Below are 22,660 nucleotides of genomic sequence, written 5' to 3' on the forward strand. Positions count from 1 at the left end.
TTTTGTAATTTCAATTCGATTATCGCTATCGTTATTAATAGACTAACATCTGGAGTTTACTCCAAGTCAATCCTTTTATTTATTTTTTTCCAAAAAAAAATCTCCGCCCATTGAAGGTGCGGAGATTTTAAAAAATTCATTTATTCAGTCAATCATTTGGTTTATCCCAAGACAAAACCCCGGTGACTTCGGCTTTTTCATAGCGATCGATTTTGTAGTTGAGTTTATCGAGGGTTTTTTTCATATCTTCCATTTTTTCCAGCAGTTTGGTTCGTTCCTCGACCAATAACTCTTTTCTGGCCGCGATGGTTTCATTCCCCTGTTGGGTCAGGGCACAATATTCAATCAGAGCTTCGATGGGAATCCCGGCGGAACGCATGCATTTAGCCAGCTCAATCCAGGCGCAGGATTCTTCGTTATAGTCCCGCATTCCGCCTTTGGTCCGATTAACTGCCGGGATTAAGCCAATTCGCTCATAATAACGCAGGGTATCCTGTGAAATATCATATTTTTTACTTACTTCGGTTATGGTCATGGAAATCCACCTCTGCGATTTTTTATTAGAAATTTAATGGCGCTTCAAACACTTCAGCAACATCCTTTAGACTTTTGATAATCTCAATGTGTTGCGGGCAGCTTTCTGGCCATTTCCCACATTCGATGCAGTCTGAATCCTTCCCGTGAGTTTTGATATAATTATCATAGTAGACCCGTTGGGTTGAAAACATCCGGGGCGCTGACTGTTTTTCGGCGTTGTACAGAGCAAAATATTTGGGAATGGCAATGTTTTTCGGGCATCCGTCGACGCAATACTGACAGGCAGTACAGGGAATGGCGATGGCCTCATTGATAATGTTGATAATATTATTTATGATATCATATTCTGCTTTAATAAAAGGCTTAAAATCTTCCATTTAATTGATTATTCATCGTTTCTTAATCACCTTACCATATCATCTGGAGTGGACTCCAAGTCAATTTTTTTTAAATTGCCCGGTATTCTGTCCATCTTCCGGAAAAATACCGCCAGACAAAAATGATCGCCTTGACAATCCAGTCCGCAAACATCGCCACCCAGGTGCCGATCATACCCATGTTAAAGGTGATACTAAACACATAAGCCAGCACAATCCGGCAAAAAATCATCGCCGCAATGCTGATGGCCATCGGAAATTTGGCATCACCGGCGGCCCGAAAAGTCACCGGCAACGAATAAGCCAGTGGCCAGATCAGGATCATCATCAGCCCATGACCCCAGACAATCTGGGTTGTCCACAACGTGGCTTCCGGAGAAAGCGCATAGACCCTCAGGATCTGCGGCAGCAATGCCAGCACAATAGCGGTGCTGATAAGCTGCGCCACGTAGAGCACCATCAGCATTTTTTTTGTGTAGTACTTGGCCTGGGCGTAATCACCAGCACCGATGCTGTGGGAGATGATTACAGTCAGCCCCAGTCCCATCGCCATGCCCGGGAGTACCTCAAACATCACCAGGGTTCCGCCCACCGAATTGGCAGCAATCGCTGCCGTCCCGAAGGTTGAGACCAGACTTAAGATAATCAGCCGGCCGAAATAGAACATCCCATTTTCAAACCCCGATGGCAAACCGATTTTAAGAATCCGTTTCACCATTTTGTAATCAAAACTAAACCTCAGTGTCTTATTTAAATGCAGGATATTGTTCGGGTTAAAGGCCAGGGCAATGATGATCACTCCGGAGCCCATCCGTGACAGCAGGGTAGGCAGGGCCACCCCTTCAATCCCCAAATTGAAACCAAAAATCAGGACTGCGGTCGCAGCCACATTGATGAGATTCATCACCAGCATGATTTTCATCGGCAATTTGGAGTTTCCCATGGTTCGAAAAACTGCCGACATGGCGTTATACACCCCCAGAAAGGGAATCGATGCGGCCACAATTAGCAAGTAGGTGTTGGCATGATCATAGACTTCCGGCGTGATTTGCCCGAATAAGCCATGCAGGATCCATGGCCGACACCCGTAAATCAGCCCCATAATGATCACGGAAACCGCCCCGACAAACCAGACCAGCTGATTGGCCGCCTGATTGGCTGCTTTTGTCTGTTTATTCCCGAGATATTGTCCGGCGACGACGGCGCCACCGGTTGCCAAAGCCGCAAAGATACTGATCAGCAGCGCCATCACAAATTCCACCAGGGAGACTCCGGAAACTGCTGCCTCGCCCACATGGGCGACCAGAATCGAGGCTGTCAGCCCTACCGTGTATTCCAGGAATTGCTCAATGACCAGCGGGATGAACAACCGGACCAAATCCCGGTTCGAAAACAGCCGCTCGCCCACTACCTGCTTTTTTACTCTTAATGCTACTGTTTTTTCCATTTTAGCACTCACCTTTTTCTTTCTATTAAAACACTTCTGCCCGATAACACACTCTTTTTACTTCTATCGACCAAGCTTAACGGATTTATAATTGAAGCTTAACACTTAGAGTGAACTCCATGTCAATTCTTTTTTTAGAAATATCGTTTGCAAAAAACACCGATAAATTCGGGATAAATAAAAACAGGACGGCGGGTTGTTACACCCATCCGTCCACAGTTCCGTATTCGGCCGTTTTAATCAGTGCTCTGACAAGACATCCACATAAAAAAGCCAGACATTCAAATTCCAGAATTTCTGGAGCCGTTACATCAAATTGGGTTTGAATCTCAACCGGGGTCACACCGGTATTACTAATGCGATAATCCCGTTTTAAAAAATTGATAGTAATTTGTCCCTTGGCATCAATGTTTAAACCAAAACGGGCAGCACTTTCCGCCAGGTTACACTCAGCCAGTTTGGGTAACAAGGCTTCATAAATAACATCATATGAGCTGGTTATCGAGTATCGCTTATTCATTAAACAGTACCATGCTGAAATAAGTAACCGTATTGGCGCCATTATTGTAGCTGATCTTCAATGCCGAGGCCATCTGCATCACCATGATCCCATAACTTTCCGTGGCCGGATACATCCGCTCGGGAAAGCGGCAGGGGGCATCCGGATAAGTACATTTTTTACAAAGCGTGCATCCTTCCGTTGATAAAACTAAGCTATTTTTATCGTATTGACGAAAAATATCAGCCACCTGATCAGTTACGCCCTCATGCTCCACCCGGGCCCGCATCCACCCCTCCATGTCAAAACTGCTGGCCATTTCGCTGGCGGTGGTAAACAGCATCGCCTTATCATAGGCCAAACATTTTTGCATGCACTGCTCCACACTTCCCACCGCCGGCGGGCAGGCCCAGGATGTGTTATACATGCCGCAGCCATTTCCTTCACAGAGATCCCGGACTTCTTTGGAAAAGATAATCGCACTGGGTTCTAAAAAAACATATTCCAGAATGGGCAGTTGGGTCAGCTCTTTTTCGATTTCAGCTTGTTTATTCATGGCTTTTCTCGGTAATATCGGTCTTCTTTTTAATGTAGGCACCCTGGATCTCATCTGAATAATTGGTTGCGCTTTCTCTGCCATACCGTGAAATTTCTGTTTTGATCAACTCTTTCATTTTCGTACGTTCTCACTTTCTTTTCGTGTATCTACACGTTAGTGCCCAAAAATCAAGGTACCAAAACCTCAATTTCTAACAACAATTCCTGCAATATTTTTGTATTTTTCTGTCCTAATTGTTCTTCAATCCGTCTTTGCGCCTGGTTCAGTTTTTCACTGCCGTCAGCTGTTAAACAAAGCTGTCGGTTTCGTGTTCCGGTCTGGGCAATATCATGAATCAGCCCCTGCTATTCAAGGGGTTTTAAATTGCGCACCAGGGTGGTGCGATCCAGACGGATTGCAGCTGCCAACTCACTGACACTAACCGGTTCCATTCCGTCAATGTGCTTTAAAATCGAAAACTGACTGATACTGAGGTGGCAGGGTTCCAGATAATGGTCATATATTTCGGTCATTGCCAGGGAGGCCCGGCGCATATTGAGACAACTACAGACTGAAGATTTTTTGTTTTGTTTTTTTGTTTTCATGTGATCACCCGTTTTAGTGTATATGCACGTTAATTATGTGGGATGATTTATCTTTTGTAAAGTATTTTCTATTGTCCCTATCCTGAATTTTAACATTGTTATCTTCATTGTTGTTAACAAACTAACATCTAGGATCCACTCCAAGTCAATCCCTTTTTTATATCGTTTTCAAAAAAATAGCAGGGTGATTTTCAATACCTGAAAATCACCCTGCTGTTTTGATAATTAAGGCTTGATCGTCCCCAGCCTAATCGTTATTCTAAGGCGGCTCTGACATTTTTCATTTCCTCAATGATGGCAATGTTCTGGGGACAGTGTTCTTCACATTTGCCACATTCCACACAATTGGAGGCTTTGGCATCTTGGGGAAACATCGTCTGGTATAGACCTTTGGCTTTGGGGAGAGCATCAAATAGATAGGCATTATTATAAAGTGCAAAATGTCCGGGAATATCGACCCCGGATGGACAGGGCATACAATACCGGCAATTTGTACAGTTGACTTTCATCTTTTCGGTGATTGTTTTCCTGGCAAAATCCACTAACGCCAGTTCTTCATTGGTTAGTGAATGGGCTGCCCCGGCATTGGCCGTATTGACATTATCAACCACCTGCTCTATCGTCGTCATGCCACTGAGCACCACCGAAACTTCTGGATGATCCATCACCCACCGCAGCGCCCACTGGGCCGGAGTTCTTTTGATTGGCGCATTCTCCCAGGCGGTTAAAACGTCCTGGGGTAATTTATCAACCAGGGCCCCTCCTCTGAGCGGTTCCATAATGGTAATCCCCAGTCCTTTTTCAGCCGCATATTCCAGACCTTTTTTACCTGCCTGATAGTTTTCATCCAGATAATTGTATTGAATCTGACAGAACGACCAATCATAGCTGTCGACAATTTCGATAAATAAATCAAAGTCATCATGAAAGGAAAAACCGGCATATTTGATTTTGCCGTCTTTGATGGCCTGATCCAGAAATTCAAGAACGCCCAGACCTTTCAGATTTTGCCAGAAACCGCGATTAAGACCATGCAGCAGGTAGAAGTCAATGGTATCCGTTTCCAGCCGTTTCAGCTGTTCAGCCAATAATCGCTCCATATCCGCCCGGGACTGAATCAGCCATGACGGCAGCTTTGTGGCAATTTTAACCCGCTCCCGATAGCCGCCCTTTAAGGCCCGGGCCACAAAGGGTTCACTCGCACCGCCTTGGTCAAAGCCGGTGCCATGATACGGATAGGCGGTATCAATGTAATTCACGCCATGATCAATGGCATAATGAAGCATGGTGATGGCCTTCTCATCATCAATCTTATTTTGAACCCCATCGATAACCGGTAACCGCATGCAACCAAATCCTAAAACCGAAACCTCTTCATTTGTTTTTCCGAATTTTCGATACAGCATCATTCAATCTCCCTTGTATTAAATTCAAACAATCTGATTATTGATCTACTCTTATTATAATCCCGTCCGAACTTTAGTCCAAGTCAATTTTTAACAAATCTACATTTTTTACTATTTTTTTTGCACCTGATTCTTAACAATCACGAACGTGCGATCTCCTCAACCACAGATTTCAACCATCGATAACCTCAACATCACCAGATCATCACAATACCCTGTTATAGTAATCCCATCACAAATAAAATTGAAAGGAATTTTAACCATGATAAAAAATAAAAAACTGCTCCTGACCCTGCTGGTTACAGCCACTATCAGCGGTCTTTTGCTGACCGGCTGTACTTCAACCACGGCAGAAACTAAAACGGCCACCACCAATGAGGCCGCCGCGTTTGAGGATAACGCCAGTTACGGTGAGGTAACCGCCGTCAGCGGTAGCACCATCACCTTAGCACTGGGCACCATGAATATGGGCGGTGGTCAGACCCCACCCGATCAAGGGCAGGCCCCGACTGAAAACACGACTACCGGAACTCCGCCAGAAAAACCGGCTGATGATCAGACCACGCCCCCAGCTGATGGCAGCACAACAGCTCCCAGCGAGGACACGACCGGAACCATGCCAGAATTTTTAACCCTCACCGGTGAAACCGCCACGATTGAATTAACCGATGCCATCACCCTGACGCAAATGAGCAATCAGAAGCCCGATCAGCAAACAGCTGGAAGTACCACCGCTACCGCGGCTGATATCACTGTTGGCAGTATCTTGAGAATCATCTATCAGACGGACTCCACTGAAATAGAGTCCATCGAAATCATGATGACCCAGCCCGATGCTGCAGCCACTACCAACACGGCCCTTTAATCTTCTCTGAACGATCCTTTAAAAAACGCCTGATTTTCACTAAGAAAATCAGACGTTTTTTTTACTCAGGTCCCAAGCCCTGTTAACCCATTTTCTCCAGGCCACTTGGGTTAACTGAGGGCCAGTCTTGATTTTTGTTCTTTCTTGTCAGCATACATCTCTTCATCGGCAATCTGCAGCAGGGCATCAATGTCCTGTCCATCCTCAGGATATAAGGAAGTCCCAATACTTAAGGTTAGTTTCTCAGAAAGGTCTGCCAGCGAAAACTCACTGGCAAAACTTTTTGCCAAGCGTTCTTTGGCTTGCCTAAGCTCCTGGCGATCTTTGATGTCCGGCAGGATCATCAAAAATTCATCGCCGCCCAGTCGGAAGGCCGCTTCATTGGCCCGAACATTTTTCTGCAAAATCCGGGCAGTCTCAATCAAAACCAGATCGCCGGTGTTGTGTCCATAGGTATCATTGATTTTTTTGAAATGATTCAAATCCATACTCATCAGCCCCACCTGGCGATTGTTTCGTTGGGCCGCAGCCAACACCATGGTCTGATACTCATTTAAATAATAACGGTTAAAAAGTCCGGTCAGGGAATCGTGACTGGACATAATTCGCAATTGATAATTGATTTTCAATGCACGGAAAGTCAGCCTCCCGGCCCCGACGGCCATTAGAACCGCCAGCATAACGGCAATCCCTAAAATCAGCTGATTATTTTCCCAGCCGCCCTGAGGTGAAACAGCTACCTTCCAGTCAATAAAACCCGGATCGATGTCAAAGGTTAAGGACGACTCGCCAACAACAGAGGTATCCCCGTAAAATGGCTGCTCCGGATTCTGATTATTAAAGAGAGCGACATTTAATCCGGCCTTGTCGGCATAGCTATTGATTTCTTCGATAATCTGGTCGCCTTTAAGAACAATGCTGATCTGCCCCCAATATCCACTGTCTTGACGGACGATTGGCAGCCGGATAATAAAACCGGTTCCCCCCTGAACCAGATCGACTGGCCCCTGAAAGATTGGTACCTGGTCATTCTTTACCTTGAGAACCAGGTCTTTCTGACTTTCAACCTTGGCCAGGTCAACACCAATGGCGGCGCTATTGCCTTCTTTAGGATAATTCCAGATAATGGTTGTATCCTGAATTACTCCAATATTTCTGATCTGATTTTCATTTTTGGATAGGAGATTATCCAGATAGGTATAAGCTGCCGTCTCATCGAGACCGGGATTTGTCTGGATATAAGCCTCAAAGCCCTGAACCAAGGTTTTATTGGTAAAAACCAGATGTTCCAACTGACTTTTGAAATTTATAAATTTATCGGTTGTTTTTAACATCTCCTGCTGTTTGAGGTTATGCATAAACATGCCAATGATCAATAAAAAAACGGTCAGCAGAAAAAGGGCTACTGTAATTGAAACAAGGATTGCCAGATTCTTTTTAAAATAGTTGCTACTCTGATCCATCTTTTTCTCCTGTTGCTGCATCAATGTTTTCTGACTTTAGTTTATCATCAAAACCGCATAAAGACCACTAATTAATCCCTGCTTCTGCTATAATTATCGACCGTTTATTCTGAATTTTTAGTCCTGGGGATTGATCCAAACGATCACGCAGCGTCTTTCACTTCGCCCATTAATGTTCATTAGCTGCCATCACCTTATTGATCATCCCCATGGCAATAAACGAATTGACTTTATAAAGAAACTTCATCACGTTGCAATCTTTACCAATATATGCCCGCAGCTTTTTCTTCTCCATGGTCTTGATGATCAATTCCGCCGCTTTTTCCGGGGTTAACACCATCTTAGCCTTGCTGCTGTCGGTTGATTCATTGCTTGCCAGGCTGGAATTTTTCTTGATATCTGTCGCAATCCCGCCGGGAATCACCACCGAGACTTTGACATTTGTATCTTTTAATTCGGACGACAACCCTTCGGTCAGTAGTTTTACGGCTGCTTTGGAGGCGCCATAGACACTTTGCCCCGGTACCGGTAAAAAGCCGCCCATACTGGAAACATTGACAATATGGGCTTCCGGACGACTCATTAAATGCGGCAAAAAGGCTTTAACCATGTAGAGGGTGCCGTAGAAATTGATAGCCATGACCCGTTCGATTCGCGCCATTTCCAAGTCATTCAGCTCAACAAAGGGCTGAATAATCCCGGCATTGTTGATGATCCCATCAATCTTCCCATATTTTTCAATGGCATTTTTGGCAAATGCAAAGACAGCCTCCTTATTGGAAATGTCAACCACTTCGGTAAAGAGTCAGGGATTTTTCCCGGCCATCTGCACTGTTTCGTCCAATGCTTCGGGATTAATATCGACCGCCACGACCATGGCCCCTTTGCTTAAAAGCTGTAATACCAATTCTCTGCCAACACCATTTCCGCCACCCGTTACAACAATATTTTTTGCATTTACGTTCATTATTTTCTCCTTCTTTTCCTAAAAAATTTTTGATTTTTTATCGGCTTATTACCGGTTCTCTTGTTAATTTCTTGTGATAGCCTTATCATACGCCGCAACTATTTCATAACGTTAATATTTTGTTAAGTTCGTGTTAAAGTGACTATTTTCATATTTTTTGCACAAAAAAACACCGAAAAAGTCGGTGTTCACTTAAAAACCAGATGGAGGGTTGCTACTCCCATCCGTCCACGCTTCCATATTCCGCCGTTTTAAGCACTGCTCTGACAAGGCAGCCACATAAAAAAGCCAGACATTCAAATTCCAGAAATTCCGGTGCACTTTCATCAAATAGGGTTTGAATTTCAACTGGAAAATCATCATCGGCTTCCCGATAGATAAACTTAACCGGGATTTTAGGCAACACTTCCAACAGCCAGCTGCGACTATAGGAATCTCTGGAAAGCTCCGGTTCTCCGCCTAATTTTATAATGGTTTTGTCCAATTTATCAACATCATTGCCAAAAGCTTTAATCAGCGGTGCGTCCATCATGTTGGCTTTTCCGGTGTCGCCACTTGAAAAAATAGTGGTCATCCGAAAAAGGTGTTTGAACAAATAAACCGGATCACCGGTACCCTGAGACAACACATAATGGATCAGGATGGAGCGATTATTAATATTGACCGGTTTCTCATCAGCTGGTATGACACCGGTATTGGTAATGAGATAATCGCGTTTTAAAAAATTGATGGTTATCTGCCCATCAGAATCAATGGGCAGGTTAAAACGGGCGGCGCTTTCCGCCAGGTTACACTCAGCCAACTTGGGCAATAAGGCTTCGTAAATAATATCGTAAGAGCTCGGCCTTGAGTACCGCTTATTCATTAAACAACACCAGGCTAAAATAGGTCACCGTATTGGCCCCATTATTGTATCGGATATTTAAGGCCGGGGCCATCTGCATCACCATAATCCCATAACTTTCGGTGGCCGGATACATTCGGTCAGGAAAGCGGCAGGGAGCATCGGGGTAAGTGCATTTTTTACAGACGGTGCATCCTTCCGTCGATAGCATCAAGGCATCTTTATCAAAGCTACGAAAAACCGCAGCCACCCGATCCGTCAAAGCCTCATGCTCGATCAGAGCCTGCATCCATCCTTTCATATCAAAACTGCTGGCTACTGCGGTGGCCGTGGTAAAGAGCATCGCCTTTTCATAGCCATAACATTTTTCCTTGCAGCTCTCCACACTCCCCACTGCTGGCGGGCAGGCCCAGGATTTATTATACATACCGCAGCTATTGCCTTCACAGAGATCCCGGACTTCTTTTGAAAAAATAATTTCATCGGGTTTTAAAAAAGCATATTCCAGAATCGGCAGTTTGGCCAGCTCTTTTTCAATTTCAGTTTGCTTATTCATTGCTACCTTCCTTACATTTTTTGTTTTTCCAACTTCACCTTTTAGTGTATCTACACGATATTGTTAAAAAAATCAAGGTTCTAAAACCTCAATTTTTAATAACAGCTCCTGGAGAATTTTTGTATCTTCCAATCCCAACTGTGCTTCAATTCTTTCCTGAGCCTGTTGCCAGTAAACATGGGCAAGTTCAATTTTTTCTTTACCAGCTGCCGTTAAACAAAGCTGCCGGTTTCGTGTTCCCGGCTGTGCAATATCATGGATCAACCCCTGCTGTTCAAGAGGCTTTAAATTGCGAACCAAGGTGGTCCGATCCAGCCGGATTTCAGCGGCCAACGCACTGACACTCACCGGTTCAATTGCCCGGATGTGTTTTAAAATTGAAAACTGACTGACACTGAGCTGGCTTGGAGCCAGGTAATGGTCGTAGATTTCGGTTATCGCCAGTGAGGCCCGCCGCAGATTGAGACAATTGCATACTGACGATTTTTTGTTTTGGTTTTCTGTTTTCATGTGATCACCTTTTTTCAGTGTATATACACGATTAGTATACATGAGTTTTGTTCCTTTGTAAAGTTGATTTGAATAATAATTTATTCAAATCAACTAAAAGATTGTTTAAATAATTTTACCCCTTCATCATGATAAAATCTTTCAATCGAATAACTGACTGGCCTTTTCACAGGCTTCATAAATCACATCGAAATTGCTTTCAATCATCGGATTTACCTGTTCAGTGCTGTTCTTGACATTTTTTTTATAGGAAATAGGGTAATCCCCAACCGATAAATCCCGGAATGGTCAGAACAACACACAGCGGAGTCATGGCAGCCAGGTAGGCAAAGGTTGCTCCGGCCATAAACACCGTCCCGACTATTCCCGCCCCCAGGGCTAATGCCATTGCTTTGGTATTTTTGGCACGTTCTAGCTTTTCAATATTGATAAATGCTCTTTTAGCACTTAACCTTAACATCTTGTTCACCAAAAATGCCGCCAATAAAAAATCTCTCACTTTTTAGGTAAGAGATTTATCAATTCAATATTAATTTTTATAATTTTAACGTTACCGTAAATGTTGTCCCCTTACCCAGCTCACTTTCAACTACAATGGTTCCCCCAATCAGTTCCACCACCCGCTTAACCAGGGCCAGACCCAGTCCGTTGCCTTCCTCAGCATGGGAGGTGTCGCCCTGATAGAAGCGGTCGAAAATCCGACGGCTGGTTTCGTCACGCATCCCGCAGCCGTTATCACTGACCCTGACAATGGCCAAACCAGCTGCGTTTCGCAACTCAATTTTTACCAGGCCACCTTCTGGGGTAAACTTGATGGCATTGGTCAAGAGATTATTCCAGACAATTTCCAACAAACTTTCGTCGCTGGCAATGGACACTTCATCCAGGTCGGCATCAAATTCAATGTTCTTTTCATCAAACTTTTCTTCCAGCGCCAGCATGCAGCAACGCAGCTGTTCATCCAGGTAATAGGTCTCAGTCTGAATGATCTCCTGGTTTTCCAGCTTGTTGAGCTTTAAAATATTGGTCACCAAGGTGGATAGTTTTTTTGATGCCTCGACAATGGTATCAATATATTCCTGTTTTTCATCCTGGGGCAAGGCTTCTTTTCTGAGCGCTGAGGCGTAACTTTGGATAATAGCCAGGAGTGTTTTCATTTCATGGGACACATTGGCAATAAAATCGCTCTTTAAGGTTTCAATAGTAGCTAATTCCTCCACCATCTTGTTAAAATCATCAATCAGCACCTCCAGCTCATCCTTTTTATTGTCTTTGCGCTGAGAATGAACGTGGACAGTAAAATCACCGCTGGCCACTTTTCGGGCCGCCTGACCGATTTCGGTCAACGGCCGCTGAAATCCGGTATACATAATAAAACGGGTCCCCAAACTGACAATCAGTCCCATAAACAAGGCATAGGACATCCCCACCAACACCATGATCCAGGGATTGGCCTGGTCCAGCATCTGCTGATTAAAAATCAGCACCTGCCCGGCACTGCAAATTAATACCACCCCAAAGATAATTAAAAATTCTTTCCAGAAAGACCGCCTGGCATTGATCCGTTTATCTTTCTGCTCCCGATAACGAATTTTCATCCTTTAATCACCGCCTTGTAGCCCAATCCCCGGACGGTTACAATCTCCACGTCCTGACAGTCCGAAAGTTTGTCCCGCAGTTTGGTGATCGAAACATCCACGGTTCGGGGGCTGCTTTCGCTGTCATAGCCCCAAAATTCATCCATCAGCTGGGTCCGGGTAAAGGTTCGTTTGGGGTAAGATAACAACTTAAACAGAATATTAAATTCTTTTACCGTCAACGGCAATTCGACGTCGTTGAGATAGGCAGTGGTTTCCTCTTCGTTTAAGACGAGCGACCCCGCCGTAAGTTTTCGCTCATTGCGGATATTAGCCCGCCGTAATAAAGCTGCCACCCGTAAAAGCAGTTCATCCATCTCAATCGGTTTGACCATATAATCGTCAATGCCCAGACTATAACCTTTCTGCTTGGCCCCCATATCATCCCGGGCGGTCATAAACAGAATCGGGATGGCTTTATCCTGTTTTCTGATTTCAGCGGCAAATTCAAAACCATCCATTTCCGGCATCATGATATCCGAAACAATCAGGTTCACCGGTTCTTCCAGAATCCGGTCAAAGGACTCGGTGCCGTTTTTACAACTGATGGCATGAAAGCCGTTATCATTTAGAAAAGCGCAGACAATGTAATTCAATTTGACATCATCTTCGACGACTAAGATATTGATCATTCTTCTTTCTCCTAAACTTGAGTATCGGAAGTCATTATATCCTGCTGCTGTTAAAGATTTGTTAAGTCAACAATTTTAAACTAAAAACGCCCGATTGATTCCCGTCAATCGGACGTATGGTGCTGCGTAAGCATGTGCTCCTCCAGCCGTTTTTCATAAATCTGATTCTGATTTTTCCCGCAGTTTTTGGCCAGATATAAAGCCTGATCAGCTTTTTCAAAAAACTCACTGGTTGACCAGCCGGAATCGGCATACTCGGCAATTCCACAGCTGAAGGTGATCTTCCCGCCCTCGTTAAAACCAAAATCATGGGCGCCGAATTCCTGGTGCATGTTATCAATCATAGCAACCACCTCGCCGATGGGGTGACCGCTGAACAACAATACAAACTCCTCACCCCCATAACGAAAAACCTGTTCCGTCCCCGGTGTATTGCGTTTGAGTATCTCTGCCAGAGCGATCAGCACCTCATCCCCCTTTCGGTGTCCATAGGTATCATTAACCTGTTTGAAATCATCCAGATCAATCACTGCCATGATCAGGGGTTTCCTAAATGTCTCCTCCTGATAAACCGCCTGACCCAAAACATCAACCATCGCCCGGCGATTTAAAAGTCCGGTGAGGGGTTCGGTTTTTGCTTCCTGAATCAGTTCCATCTGTTTTAAATAACTGTCATGGATACTCTGGGCCTGTTCGCTGGTGTAACGTGTCAGCACCGTTGCTACTAAATAGGCACAAAAGATCATGATCCCCGCCACCACACAATCCAGAAAGATTACTTCAACCGCCCTGTCCGCCTCAAACCGGGCGATCAGGAAAGCCAAAATCAACGAACCGTAGCTCAACCCGAAAATAAGACGGGTCAAGTTGATATCCAGGAAAATAACGGTAATAAATACTGCAATACAGGGCACACATAAAATTGCCGGAAAGGTATAGTGAAAACACTGCACACAGGCACAAATCAGAAAAAAGAGTAAGGCAACCGTGTAATTTTTGGCCTTCTCACTTGTTTTTTCAGATTTCAGGATAAAATAGGCTCCCACTATAAAGATAAGATTCAAAAACGTAGGCAAGGCCAGATAAAATACAAGATAGCGGATAATGACTGGGCTAAAGGGTTGATCATGTTTATTAAATACAAAGATAAAAAATTCCGCAACAAAAATAATGACCCCGATATAAATGCAGGTGCGAAACAGAACCTGTCGCCATTTTTCATGAAGTTCATGGTTGATTGTTATTAATTGGCGCATTTACATCCCTCGTTTCCACAAAATAAACCTTTTGTTCTAATTCACTTAAATAAATACTACTTTTAATTTGATCGATTTATGTTAAATTATATCATAAATACTAAATTTTGTTAAACTCTGGCTAGCCATTGTGCTAATTCTTTTTCTTTAGTATAATAAAGGCAGAATTGTTATCCTTGTCTTCGTTTCCAATTATAAAGCTTGCTTGATAATTCAAAACGCTGGCTGATTTTTATCTAGCAGCTTAATCGAATACAGTGGAAGGAGGTTGATCATGTGAATATACTTTTTGAGAAATTCAAAGAAGTTCTGGTTTCGGTTCTGCCAATCACCTTGATTGTCGTCATGTTAGGTTTTACCCTTGTTCCCATTGACACCCCTATCATGCTGCGTTTTTTGCTGGGAGCGTTTTTGATTGTTGTCGGTTTGACAATTTTTCTCTTCGGCGTAGATCTGGGTATTACCCCCATCGGAAGTCTGATGGGAACCCATATCGCCAAAAGCAATAAGGTTTCAATCGTCATTCTTTCTGGTTTGATACTTGGTTTTTTCATCTCGGTGGCAGAACCGGACCTCCATATTCTGGCCGGTCAGGTGGCGCTTGTTTCTGCCAATGTCATTACTAAAACCGAAATCATTCTCTGTGTTTCGGTCGGGATTGCGCTGCTGCTAACAGTTGGTTTTTTGCGCATTATTTATAACAAATCCCTAAGCCTGCTCCTGACGCTCATCTATGGCGTCATTCTGATTGTTTCTTTCTTTTCTTCCCAGGAATTTCTGGCGATATCTTTTGATGCCTCCGGAGCCACTACCGGGGCACTGACGGTTCCCTTTATTCTGGCACTCGCTCTGGGAATTTCATCATTAAAGAAGGGTAAAGCCTCAGAAGATGACAGTTTTGGTCTGGTTGGCATTGCCTCGACTGGTGCCATCCTGGCGGTAATGATTATGAGTGTTTTAAAGGGTACCAAAGAAATCAGCGGCAGTCTTGACAGTAGCCTTTCTGCCTCAACTGCAGTAATCCTGCCTTTTATCAATAAACTGCCGACGGTTCTTTACGAGGTGGTGCTGGCTCTGCTGCCGATTGTTATCATCTTTATTGTTTTTCAGATGATCTCCTTTAAATTAAAAAAGAAGCCTCTCAAACGCATTATCAAGGGTTTAGTTTATACCCTGATTGGTCTGGTGCTTTTTTTAACCGGAGTCAATGCCGGATTTATGGACGTGGGAACCCTGGTCGGTTATACTATTGCCAGCATCGACAATAAAGCGGTGCTGATCGCCATTGGGGCACTCTTGGGTCTGGTAGTTATTCTGGCTGAGCCAGCAGTTTATGTATTGACCAAGCAAATTGAAGATGTCACCAGCGGCTACTTAAAGCGAAAGGTCGTTCTGGTTGCCTTATCGCTGGGGGTATCGCTGGCGGTGGGCTTGTCGATGTTGCGGATTATTGTTCCTGAAATTAAGCTCTGGCATTATCTGCTGCCCGGCTATATCCTGGCAGTGGTTTTAAGCTATCTGGTGCCCAAACTGTTTGTCGGGATGTCTTTTGATTCCGGCGGAGTTTCTTCCGGCCCAATGACAGCAACCTTTATCCTTGCTTTTGCCCAGGGTGCGGCCGAATCCATCGAAGGCGCCAATGTGCTAGTCGATGGTTTTGGACTGATTGCCATGGTTGCCCTGATGCCGATTATTGCCCTGGAAATTCTGGGCCTGATCTTTAAAATTAAAACAGTTAAAGGAGGACTCTCCGAAAATGAGTACTCATGAAAATTTAATCACAAAAAAGAACTATGAAATCCTGGCCGTCATTGTCAATTTCGGGGTTGGTTCCAAGATCCTGCAGCTGGGTAAAAAATGCGGGATTTCCGGTGGAACGATCTTTTTGGGAAAGGGCACCCAGCATTGCCTGGTCAATGATTTTCTGGACATTTGTGATGAACGCGTCGAAGTGGTTCTGATGATTGCCCAGACCGGAAAAATTGAAACAGCTGCTGAGGAAATCAGCCGTAAATTCAAATTTGCCAAAGCCCATCACGGGATTGCCTTTACAGCTGAGTTAAATAATTTTTTAGGCGTTCGAAATTGTTCCTATGATAAAATACATGAAGACAAAGGAGTCAATAAAACAATGTATGAGGCAATATTTGTGATTGTCGATCGCGGCAATGCGGAAACGGTTGTCAGCGCAGCTGAGGCCGCCGGTGCTAACGGCGGAACCATTATTAATGCCCGGGGCTCGGGTGTTCATGAATACGCAAAACTCTTTGCTATGGATATTGAACCGGAAAAAGAAGTCGTGATGATGATCCTGGAAACAGAAAAGACGGAAACGGTTGTCAATGCCATCCAGGATGCTACTGAAATGGACAAGCCGGGAAATGGAATTATCTTCACGATCAGCATCAACCGAACCTATGGCTTATACCAAAACAATTATTGAGACAGACCCTCGGCTGATGATTCAATATTTTTTTGCAGACTTTTTCTGAAATGTCAAACAGCATCGTATGTTTTAGGCAAACACACGATGCTGTTTTTAGTTTGATGTTTTAATCGCTTATCCTAACGGCTAAGCCCACAATTTTTCAACCTGTTCTTTTTCCTCAAATAAGGTACACCCACCATGATGTCCGACCCGTTCGGCCAGCTCTCGGAGATCTGCAAAATATTGGGAGCGGAGTACCGCTTCCACCGAATCACTGGCCAGGTTCTGTTTGGCGTGGGGTGAAAAGGGACAGGGCTCGGCATCACCCGTGGGATTGATATGAAAAAATCCCCGCCCGGAAGCCAGGCAGCCGCCCATTTCCTCCTCATCACCGGGAAAAGACAAAATCACCATCCGACGAAAGCTTTTTCGGAGCTCAAGGCAAAGGGCTTGAAGTTGCTTTATTTGGGTTTGCATAAGAACCAGATCCTCGGTTCCTTCTTCCGCCGGGACATATTCCACATAGAGGGTCACACCGCAACCCTTATCCTCCAGCGCTTCAAGAAAGTCATTGCTGGTCACCAGCGGCAAGTTTTGCCTGGTGACAGTAATGGCCGCCCCAAACAAAATATTGCGTTTTTTTAAAGCTCCCATGGCCATTTCAATCTGCGCATGGGTCCCTGCCCCACGGCGATCATCAGTTTCTTTGGCATTGCCTTCGATGCTGAGAATCGGGATCAGATTGCGATGGCTGTCCAGAAACTCAATGGTCTCCTGGTTCAGCATCGTGCCATTGGTAAAAATCGGAAAGATCACATTGGGGTAGGCTCCGGCCAGATCCAGGATATCCCGGCGTAAAAAGGGTTCCCCGCCAGCCAGCAAAATAAAGGCAACGCCCAATCTTGCCGCCTGATCAAAGATATGTCCCCATTGCCCGGCATCCATATCCCTTTTTCCGCTACTGGTACCGCAGCTACCGCCAGCCCGGGCATAACAGCCAGCGCAGTGAAGATTACATTGCGAGGCAATACTGGCGATCAGAAATGGTGGCACGTGGAGGCCTTCTTTTTCCTGTTTTTTTCTGCGGGCCGTGCTTTTGGCCAACTCCGGTAAAAGGCCTATTAAGAAGGCTCGGCCTTTGGGGTTATTCAAATAAAATCGTCCGGCGGTTGTCATGATCTGGGCGATGCCCTGATCCATCAGGCTATTTAAGTTCATCAGTGTTCCTCATTTCTTGTTTGATAAATCGATGCAAACTGTTCAATATGGGCCATCAGCAGGGCCAGTGCTTCCTCTTCTTTTTCCGGCATCATGTCATATTGACATAACAGCGTGTAGAAGGGCCCGTAAAATTGCAAGGCAATGATCTGGGGTGGCCCGTCTCTGAAGCTTCCCTGCCTAATCATCTCACGAAATAAGTCGGTTTGAAACAAAATGGCATCATTGAAAAACCAGTTGTATAATGTCTTGGCCGCATCCTTATTTTTGTACTGCTCAATCGTCAGCATCCGGCGAAACTTCGATGCCTGAGGATCTTTCAGAAAAAACAGAAAAACCGCCTCACAGGCTTTTTTAAGCCAGACCAGATCATTACGGCCATATTCCCGGGCGACACTCTCCATCTCGCCCTGGGGCAACCGATAAAAGCTCACCGTTTCTTCAAATTTCTGGTTCATCCAGGCAAGCAAGGTATCATAAATGGCCTGCTTACTGGCAAAATGCTTATACAGTGAGCTGTCTTTAATGCCCACCGCCTTAGCGATTTCTTTAACCGTTACACTCTGATAACCTTTTACCGCAAACAGATTGAGTGCTTCTTCTAATATTATTTCCCTGGTATTACGTTTTGTCATCACTTCTCCTTAATCATCCTGCTAAAACAAAAGCTAGTGTTCACTAGCCTTAGTATAGCTAATGAACGCTAGCCTGTCAAGTTGTGTTTCGAAAATTTATTTTGATTAGGATATCTGCATCGGCTATTCCTACCAGGATCGCCACTTCAAATTATTCGGGTTTATTGATAATATGCTTAAACTTTCCACTTTGCGGATGCTGCATCGGCATCAATTCAGAAAAAGCGATCTGGGCATTCGTCACCCCATGATTGGCCAGAAAATCCGCCAGGTTTTTCTGTGCTGCTTCAAATAAGCGCTGTGGATCATACCCGGTACCAGGGATGATTCGCAACTCAAGCTGATTCTGTCCATGAGCAATCAGCTGAAACCGGAGGATCCCATGGATTTCTTTAAGGGTTGCGTAAATCGCCAAAGGCGAAATTCTGATGGTCTTTCCATTTTCATAAAAGGTCAGAATATCATCGGTACGGCCCTCAAGGGTCAGCCAGGGTGAGGGATTGTTGCAAGGGCAGGGTTCATGATGCATCACCACCCGATCAGTGATCTCGTAGCGGATGAATGGCTGGGTATAATTATAAAGATTGGTAATCAGGATCTTATCCGACTGCACCCCATCCGGTACTGGCTGATTTTGATGGTCAACTGGCTCGACAATGATCCAATCATCATTGATATGAAAATGCTTTTCTGGACATTCACAGGCAATCGTGCCGCCTTCAGTACAGGAATATGTAGTTTGAACCGGGCATCCAAAGGCCGCTTCCAGATCCTCTCGAAGCTGGTCACTCAGGTATTCACCGCCAGTCATAATGATAACCGGAGCGATCTTAAGCCGCCCCTTATTCTGTTCATCAATAAGCAGTTCAAGGATGGTCGGATAGCCCCCCAACATCGTCGGTTTAAAGGCATTCAGTTCAGCGACGATCCGGGGAAGTGGATAAAGGGCACTGATCACACCAAACTGTCTTTTTTTCCAGGGCATCGATAACAATCGGGCCCGAACCGAACTATTACCCAAATAAAAACCGCCCGTTGCAAAAACCCCCATGGTTTTTCCGCCGCCTTTCAAAAAGGCCATAAAATCTGCTCTTCTGGCAAAGCTTCGCATGATGTTGATTCCCGCCATGACATTATTGGTGGATCGGTCGCATAGAGCTACTAAAGGATTACCCGTAGAACCACTGGTGGTAAAGACCAGATACTTCCCTTTGATTTTTCGCCCAACATTGTCCAGATCGGTCATAAAGGTTTCCACTTCCTTTAAGGTGATGTCTTTTGTGGTTATCCAGTCATCAAAATGTGCCATCAGATCGACTTTATTCGTTGGTGGCAAATCACTCAGATTAAAATTCTCGCCAATGTTTTGATAGTGCGCACGATAGTAGAGACTATTCTGTTTGGTATATGCCACCAGGCTGCTCAGCCGCTCTGCTCTAATTCTGTTTTTTTCAGAATCGCTCATTTTTTTATCGCGATAACAAAACCAAATCGCCTTCATTAAGCTGATTTTTTTCATACTGATCCACCTTCCTTAACAACTCCATTTAACATGAAATCAAGGTACTCTTTTATTTCTGTTTTAATCTCTGCGGAATGCTCAAAAAATAATTTCGGATTCTCTTTATACCGTTCCAGATATCTATTTATAATCGCCCCCAAATAGATCGTTATGGCATCTTTTAGTTTTTCTATATTTATTTCTTTCAGTTCAAGCGCTGCAATGGCTTTTTCCATAAGCTGCTGGGATTTTTCACGGGTGCTGATCATATACCGCACAATCAGTTCATTCTTTTCATTAATCACCTTCGCACTCATTTCCCGGGCCGCCATATTGACCAGGTGCATTTCGCTGGGATATTTTTCGCATAATTTAAACTTTTCATCCGCATAGGAAAAGATCATTTCATAAAAACCGGTCTGATCCGGTGTGGGAATATCTGTAAGCAGCCGTTTTAAGGCAACCTCCAAACAATATAGATAGAAATTTTTCTTATTGCCAAAATAGTGAAACAGGAGCCCTTTTGAGATCCCACAGCTTTTAGTAATCTCATCGGTACTAGCATCCATATAGGATTTTTTCGAGAATTCAGTAATTCCGCTCTGGATGATGGCCACTTGTTTTTCGTCCGATATTTTTTCAAAAGATTCGCTTGCCATAAAAACCTCCTTTGACTCGCTAGTCAATATGTGATTTAAGAATACACCCTATTGACTGACAAGTCAATAGGGTGCCGATAATTGTCTCCGCTTTTCAGGAACTATTTCTCTTTTTGATAAACCCCGTAGTGTTCATCAAAAATATAGCCATTGGCTAACAGGGCTTTGCAGGATCCCCGGTTCTCAGGTTCCGGTTGAACAACGATCCGTTTTGAGTCGGAAAGCCCAAAAATCATTTCAGTCAGCAATTGAACCGCCTTTTTGCCATACCCTTTTCCTAAACAGTCCGCCTCTCCAATGAGATAGTCAATGCTGTAGGTGCCGTTCTGCGGGATATGGGAATAGCATGCCTCATTGGCATCGAGACATTTATAATACTGGCCAAACCCGATGGGCATTTCTTCCCACTCGACAATGAAGTGGGTGATCCATGAAAAGGTACTGTCTCGCAATGTCACTTCCGCAATCCAGTCTTCCGGTTCGGTATACCATCTTTTGACATGGTCTTTTTTTAGCCACTCCTTAAATATGGGTACGTCCTTATCTTCAAATCGTCTGAGTTTTATTTTTTGAGTCACCGTCTATCACCTCCCTTGTTCAAGAATAGTCGATTTCTTGCCGGAAATCAACTGTTAAGGCCACTCTGCTTTGTTGTTTTTTTCTAACCTCATCAGAAAATTATTGCTACCAGGATTCTAGCAGCCGTTCATCTTTGACTGCCGTCGCTTCCAGAATTCTGACGCTTCTTAACCGGGCTACCACGATCCCAACGACAGCCAATCCGATTCCGGTGATGATAATCAGCAGGGCGTTGCCTCTGCCGACTCCAGACCCGATTATTGCACTAATTCTCATGGCCAATTCGGTGTCGCCCTGCATAAACGGTTCAAAGATTCCATCGGCTAACATTCCCACTGCCAAAAATGAGAGAATATAACCCATCTGGGTAATCAGACCAATCAGACCAAAGGCCCGTCCCTGGACTGAATTATCCAGGTTGGTCCGGATCAGCACCTCGGCGCTAATCTGGATGGCTGGCATAAAGACAAACATCATGAAACCAAACCCGGCGATCAAAACCAGATTTTCGCTGACCCCGATCATAGCAAAGAAAACGCCACAGCCAAACAATCCCATTGACAGCATCCACAGATAAGATTTTGGTTGCTTGATCATGCTGATGCCGATGCTTCCAACCATCATCCCCATGGCAATGACAGTGGTCAGAATTCCCAGCTCCCGTTCACCAGCAATGGCCAGAATCAACGGCTTGCTAAGCATCTGCACAAATCCCAGACAGAAGGTGGTAATCGTCATTACGATAATCATCGTGATGATTCCTTTTTTGCCCCGGACGGCGGTGATACCCGCCCTCAATTCACGCAGAAACCCCGACCCGATCACTGTACTTTTTTTGCTGGTCAAGCCTTTTCTGACAAATGCGATAATCAGAACCGTGGTAAAAAAAGTCACCATATCGAGGATAATCAGGGTGCTGACCGCAGTCACTTGCAGCAACAGACCGGCAACGACTGGAGAAATCAACAGCTTGGCACTGCCAGCCAACTGAACCATGCCACCCGCCCGGACAAAGTCTTCCTCCGGCAAGAGGTCGGTAATCGTGGCCTTAAAGGCTGGCTCTGTCAGGGCTGAAAAAATTGAGCTGATCCCCACGCCAATACAGATTACCACCAGGGAGGGCTGAGGGCTTAGCACCGCTGCCAGGCAGATCAGTAGCGCCAATCCGGATAGTAACTCACCCAGAATCATCATCAACCGTCGATCATAGCGATCCGCCAATACACCACCCACTGGGGCCAGTAGGATCGCTGGCAAAAAGGCGCAACTGGCAAAAATACCGGTGGCTCCCACTGATCCGGTTAGCTTTAAAATATAGATGGCAAGCCCAAAATCAGTCAAGCCACTGCCGATGCTGGAAATAAAAGCGCCCGCTACCAGAATCATAAACTTCTTCATTGAGTGCTGTTGTTGTACGCTACCTGCCTGTGTTTTTTGCCGTTTCATAATTGTTCCTCCTGTTATTCTGGATTTTTATCACGCATCAACCCGTGTATCGACC

At 44.7% G+C, this 22,660-nt stretch carries 25 protein-coding genes and 1 pseudogene; 3 read left to right on the top strand and 23 right to left on the bottom strand.

Translation table 11 applies throughout. From position 1 onward, the window contains the following. Nucleotides 1-148: 148 nt before the first annotated feature. From CHL1_RS17210 to CHL1_RS17240, 8 genes are all read right to left on the bottom strand, one after another. Entirely contained in the window at nt 149-535 is a 387-nt protein-coding gene (locus CHL1_RS17210; RefSeq protein ID WP_250934170.1) for a MerR family transcriptional regulator, read from the bottom strand. A 25-nt stretch (nt 536-560) separates the two neighbouring features. Next, complete coding sequence (locus CHL1_RS17215; protein WP_420840482.1) at nt 561-914, bottom strand: 4Fe-4S dicluster domain-containing protein; 354 nt, start codon at nt 912-914, stop codon at nt 561-563. A 70-nt stretch (nt 915-984) separates the two neighbouring features. Then, nucleotides 985-2,361 carry an MATE family efflux transporter gene (locus tag CHL1_RS17220; RefSeq protein ID WP_250934171.1) on the bottom strand — a complete coding sequence of 459 codons (1,377 nt, stop codon included), beginning with the start codon at nt 2,359-2,361 and terminating at the stop codon, nt 985-987. Between the two features lie 199 nt (nt 2,362-2,560). After that, nucleotides 2,561-2,881, bottom strand: a complete 321-nt coding sequence (locus tag CHL1_RS17225; RefSeq protein WP_250934172.1) for a hypothetical protein — start codon at nt 2,879-2,881, stop codon at nt 2,561-2,563. Then, entirely contained in the window at nt 2,874-3,416 is a 543-nt protein-coding gene (locus CHL1_RS17230; RefSeq protein ID WP_250934173.1) for a DUF2284 domain-containing protein, read from the bottom strand. Before CHL1_RS17230 ends, CHL1_RS17225 begins: the two co-directional genes overlap by 8 nt. Then, entirely contained in the window at nt 3,409-3,534 is a 126-nt protein-coding gene (locus CHL1_RS18370) for a hypothetical protein (protein WP_276520462.1), read from the bottom strand. Before CHL1_RS18370 ends, CHL1_RS17230 begins: the two co-directional genes overlap by 8 nt. 229 nt (nt 3,535-3,763) lie before the next feature. Continuing rightward, nucleotides 3,764-4,003, bottom strand: coding sequence for a MarR family winged helix-turn-helix transcriptional regulator (locus tag CHL1_RS17235; protein WP_250934174.1), 240 nt, complete (start codon nt 4,001-4,003; stop codon nt 3,764-3,766). A 254-nt stretch (nt 4,004-4,257) separates the two neighbouring features. Next, entirely contained in the window at nt 4,258-5,409 is a 1,152-nt protein-coding gene (locus tag CHL1_RS17240) for an aldo/keto reductase (RefSeq protein ID WP_250936312.1), read from the bottom strand. 262 nt (nt 5,410-5,671) lie between these two features. On the opposite strand from CHL1_RS17240, the gene CHL1_RS17245 reads away from it, so the two are divergent. After that, nucleotides 5,672-6,274: a hypothetical protein gene (locus CHL1_RS17245; protein WP_250934175.1), complete on the top strand. Its 603-nt coding sequence runs from the start codon at nt 5,672-5,674 to the stop codon at nt 6,272-6,274. Between the two features lie 110 nt (nt 6,275-6,384). Here the strand turns inward: CHL1_RS17245 and CHL1_RS17250 are convergent, their stop codons facing one another. From CHL1_RS17250 to CHL1_RS17290, 9 genes and pseudogenes are all read right to left on the bottom strand, one after another. Beyond that, on the bottom strand, nt 6,385-7,737 hold the full coding sequence (locus CHL1_RS17250) for a diguanylate cyclase domain-containing protein (RefSeq protein ID WP_250934176.1): 1,353 nt from the start codon (nt 7,735-7,737) through the stop codon (nt 6,385-6,387). Between the two features lie 169 nt (nt 7,738-7,906). After that, nucleotides 7,907-8,704 (bottom strand): annotated as a pseudogene (locus CHL1_RS17255) (SDR family NAD(P)-dependent oxidoreductase). 214 nt (nt 8,705-8,918) lie between these two features. Then, complete coding sequence (locus CHL1_RS17260) at nt 8,919-9,569, bottom strand: DUF3786 domain-containing protein (RefSeq protein WP_250934177.1); 651 nt, start codon at nt 9,567-9,569, stop codon at nt 8,919-8,921. Next, nucleotides 9,562-10,104, bottom strand: a complete 543-nt coding sequence (locus CHL1_RS17265; protein ID WP_250934178.1) for a DUF2284 domain-containing protein — start codon at nt 10,102-10,104, stop codon at nt 9,562-9,564. Before CHL1_RS17265 ends, CHL1_RS17260 begins: the two co-directional genes overlap by 8 nt. Nucleotides 10,105-10,176: 72 nt before the next feature. Continuing rightward, the gene (locus tag CHL1_RS17270; RefSeq protein ID WP_228879957.1) at nt 10,177-10,614 is read right to left on the bottom strand and encodes a MarR family winged helix-turn-helix transcriptional regulator; all 438 of its coding nucleotides are present in this window, start codon (nt 10,612-10,614) and stop codon (nt 10,177-10,179) included. A 244-nt stretch (nt 10,615-10,858) separates the two neighbouring features. Further along, nucleotides 10,859-11,074, bottom strand: coding sequence for a hypothetical protein (locus tag CHL1_RS17275; protein WP_250934179.1), 216 nt, complete (start codon nt 11,072-11,074; stop codon nt 10,859-10,861). A 76-nt stretch (nt 11,075-11,150) separates the two neighbouring features. Continuing rightward, nucleotides 11,151-12,212, bottom strand: a complete 1,062-nt coding sequence (locus tag CHL1_RS17280; RefSeq protein ID WP_250934180.1) for a HAMP domain-containing sensor histidine kinase — start codon at nt 12,210-12,212, stop codon at nt 11,151-11,153. Further along, on the bottom strand, nt 12,209-12,883 hold the full coding sequence (locus tag CHL1_RS17285; RefSeq protein ID WP_250934181.1) for a response regulator transcription factor: 675 nt from the start codon (nt 12,881-12,883) through the stop codon (nt 12,209-12,211). The genes CHL1_RS17280 and CHL1_RS17285 overlap by 4 nt, the downstream gene beginning before the upstream one ends. A gap of 104 nt (nt 12,884-12,987) precedes the next feature. Next, nucleotides 12,988-14,139 (bottom strand): GGDEF domain-containing protein, encoded by a 1,152-nt coding sequence (locus CHL1_RS17290; protein ID WP_250934182.1) that lies wholly within the window; start codon nt 14,137-14,139, stop codon nt 12,988-12,990. Nucleotides 14,140-14,415: 276 nt separating this feature from the next. Between CHL1_RS17290 and CHL1_RS17295 the strand changes: the two genes are divergently transcribed. Together CHL1_RS17295 and CHL1_RS17300 are read left to right on the top strand one after the other, a co-directional pair. Continuing rightward, the gene (locus CHL1_RS17295; RefSeq protein WP_250934183.1) at nt 14,416-15,909 is read left to right on the top strand and encodes a DUF1538 domain-containing protein; all 1,494 of its coding nucleotides are present in this window, start codon (nt 14,416-14,418) and stop codon (nt 15,907-15,909) included. Next, nucleotides 15,896-16,582, top strand: coding sequence for a P-II family nitrogen regulator (locus CHL1_RS17300; RefSeq protein ID WP_148638597.1), 687 nt, complete (start codon nt 15,896-15,898; stop codon nt 16,580-16,582). Before CHL1_RS17295 ends, CHL1_RS17300 begins: the two co-directional genes overlap by 14 nt. 129 nt (nt 16,583-16,711) lie before the next feature. Here the strand turns inward: CHL1_RS17300 and CHL1_RS17305 are convergent, their stop codons facing one another. The 6 genes from CHL1_RS17305 to CHL1_RS17330 form a co-directional block, all read right to left on the bottom strand. Continuing rightward, nucleotides 16,712-17,785 (bottom strand): radical SAM/SPASM domain-containing protein, encoded by a 1,074-nt coding sequence (locus CHL1_RS17305; protein ID WP_250934184.1) that lies wholly within the window; start codon nt 17,783-17,785, stop codon nt 16,712-16,714. Continuing rightward, nucleotides 17,785-18,420, bottom strand: a complete 636-nt coding sequence (locus CHL1_RS18375) for a TetR/AcrR family transcriptional regulator (protein WP_276520463.1) — start codon at nt 18,418-18,420, stop codon at nt 17,785-17,787. The genes CHL1_RS17305 and CHL1_RS18375 overlap by 1 nt, the downstream gene beginning before the upstream one ends. A gap of 151 nt (nt 18,421-18,571) precedes the next feature. After that, the gene (locus tag CHL1_RS17315; RefSeq protein ID WP_250934185.1) at nt 18,572-19,939 is read right to left on the bottom strand and encodes a phenylacetate--CoA ligase family protein; all 1,368 of its coding nucleotides are present in this window, start codon (nt 19,937-19,939) and stop codon (nt 18,572-18,574) included. Next, complete coding sequence (locus tag CHL1_RS17320) at nt 19,936-20,580, bottom strand: TetR/AcrR family transcriptional regulator (protein WP_250934186.1); 645 nt, start codon at nt 20,578-20,580, stop codon at nt 19,936-19,938. Before CHL1_RS17320 ends, CHL1_RS17315 begins: the two co-directional genes overlap by 4 nt. A gap of 101 nt (nt 20,581-20,681) precedes the next feature. After that, complete coding sequence (locus CHL1_RS17325; RefSeq protein ID WP_250934187.1) at nt 20,682-21,158, bottom strand: GNAT family N-acetyltransferase; 477 nt, start codon at nt 21,156-21,158, stop codon at nt 20,682-20,684. Between the two features lie 106 nt (nt 21,159-21,264). Beyond that, nucleotides 21,265-22,605 carry an MFS transporter gene (locus CHL1_RS17330; RefSeq protein ID WP_148638603.1) on the bottom strand — a complete coding sequence of 447 codons (1,341 nt, stop codon included), beginning with the start codon at nt 22,603-22,605 and terminating at the stop codon, nt 21,265-21,267. Between the last annotated feature and the right edge of the window lie 55 nt (nt 22,606-22,660).

Source organism: Acetobacterium wieringae, assembly GCF_023700225.1.
GTDB classification, from domain to species: Bacteria; Bacillota; Clostridia; order Eubacteriales; family Eubacteriaceae; genus Acetobacterium; species Acetobacterium wieringae.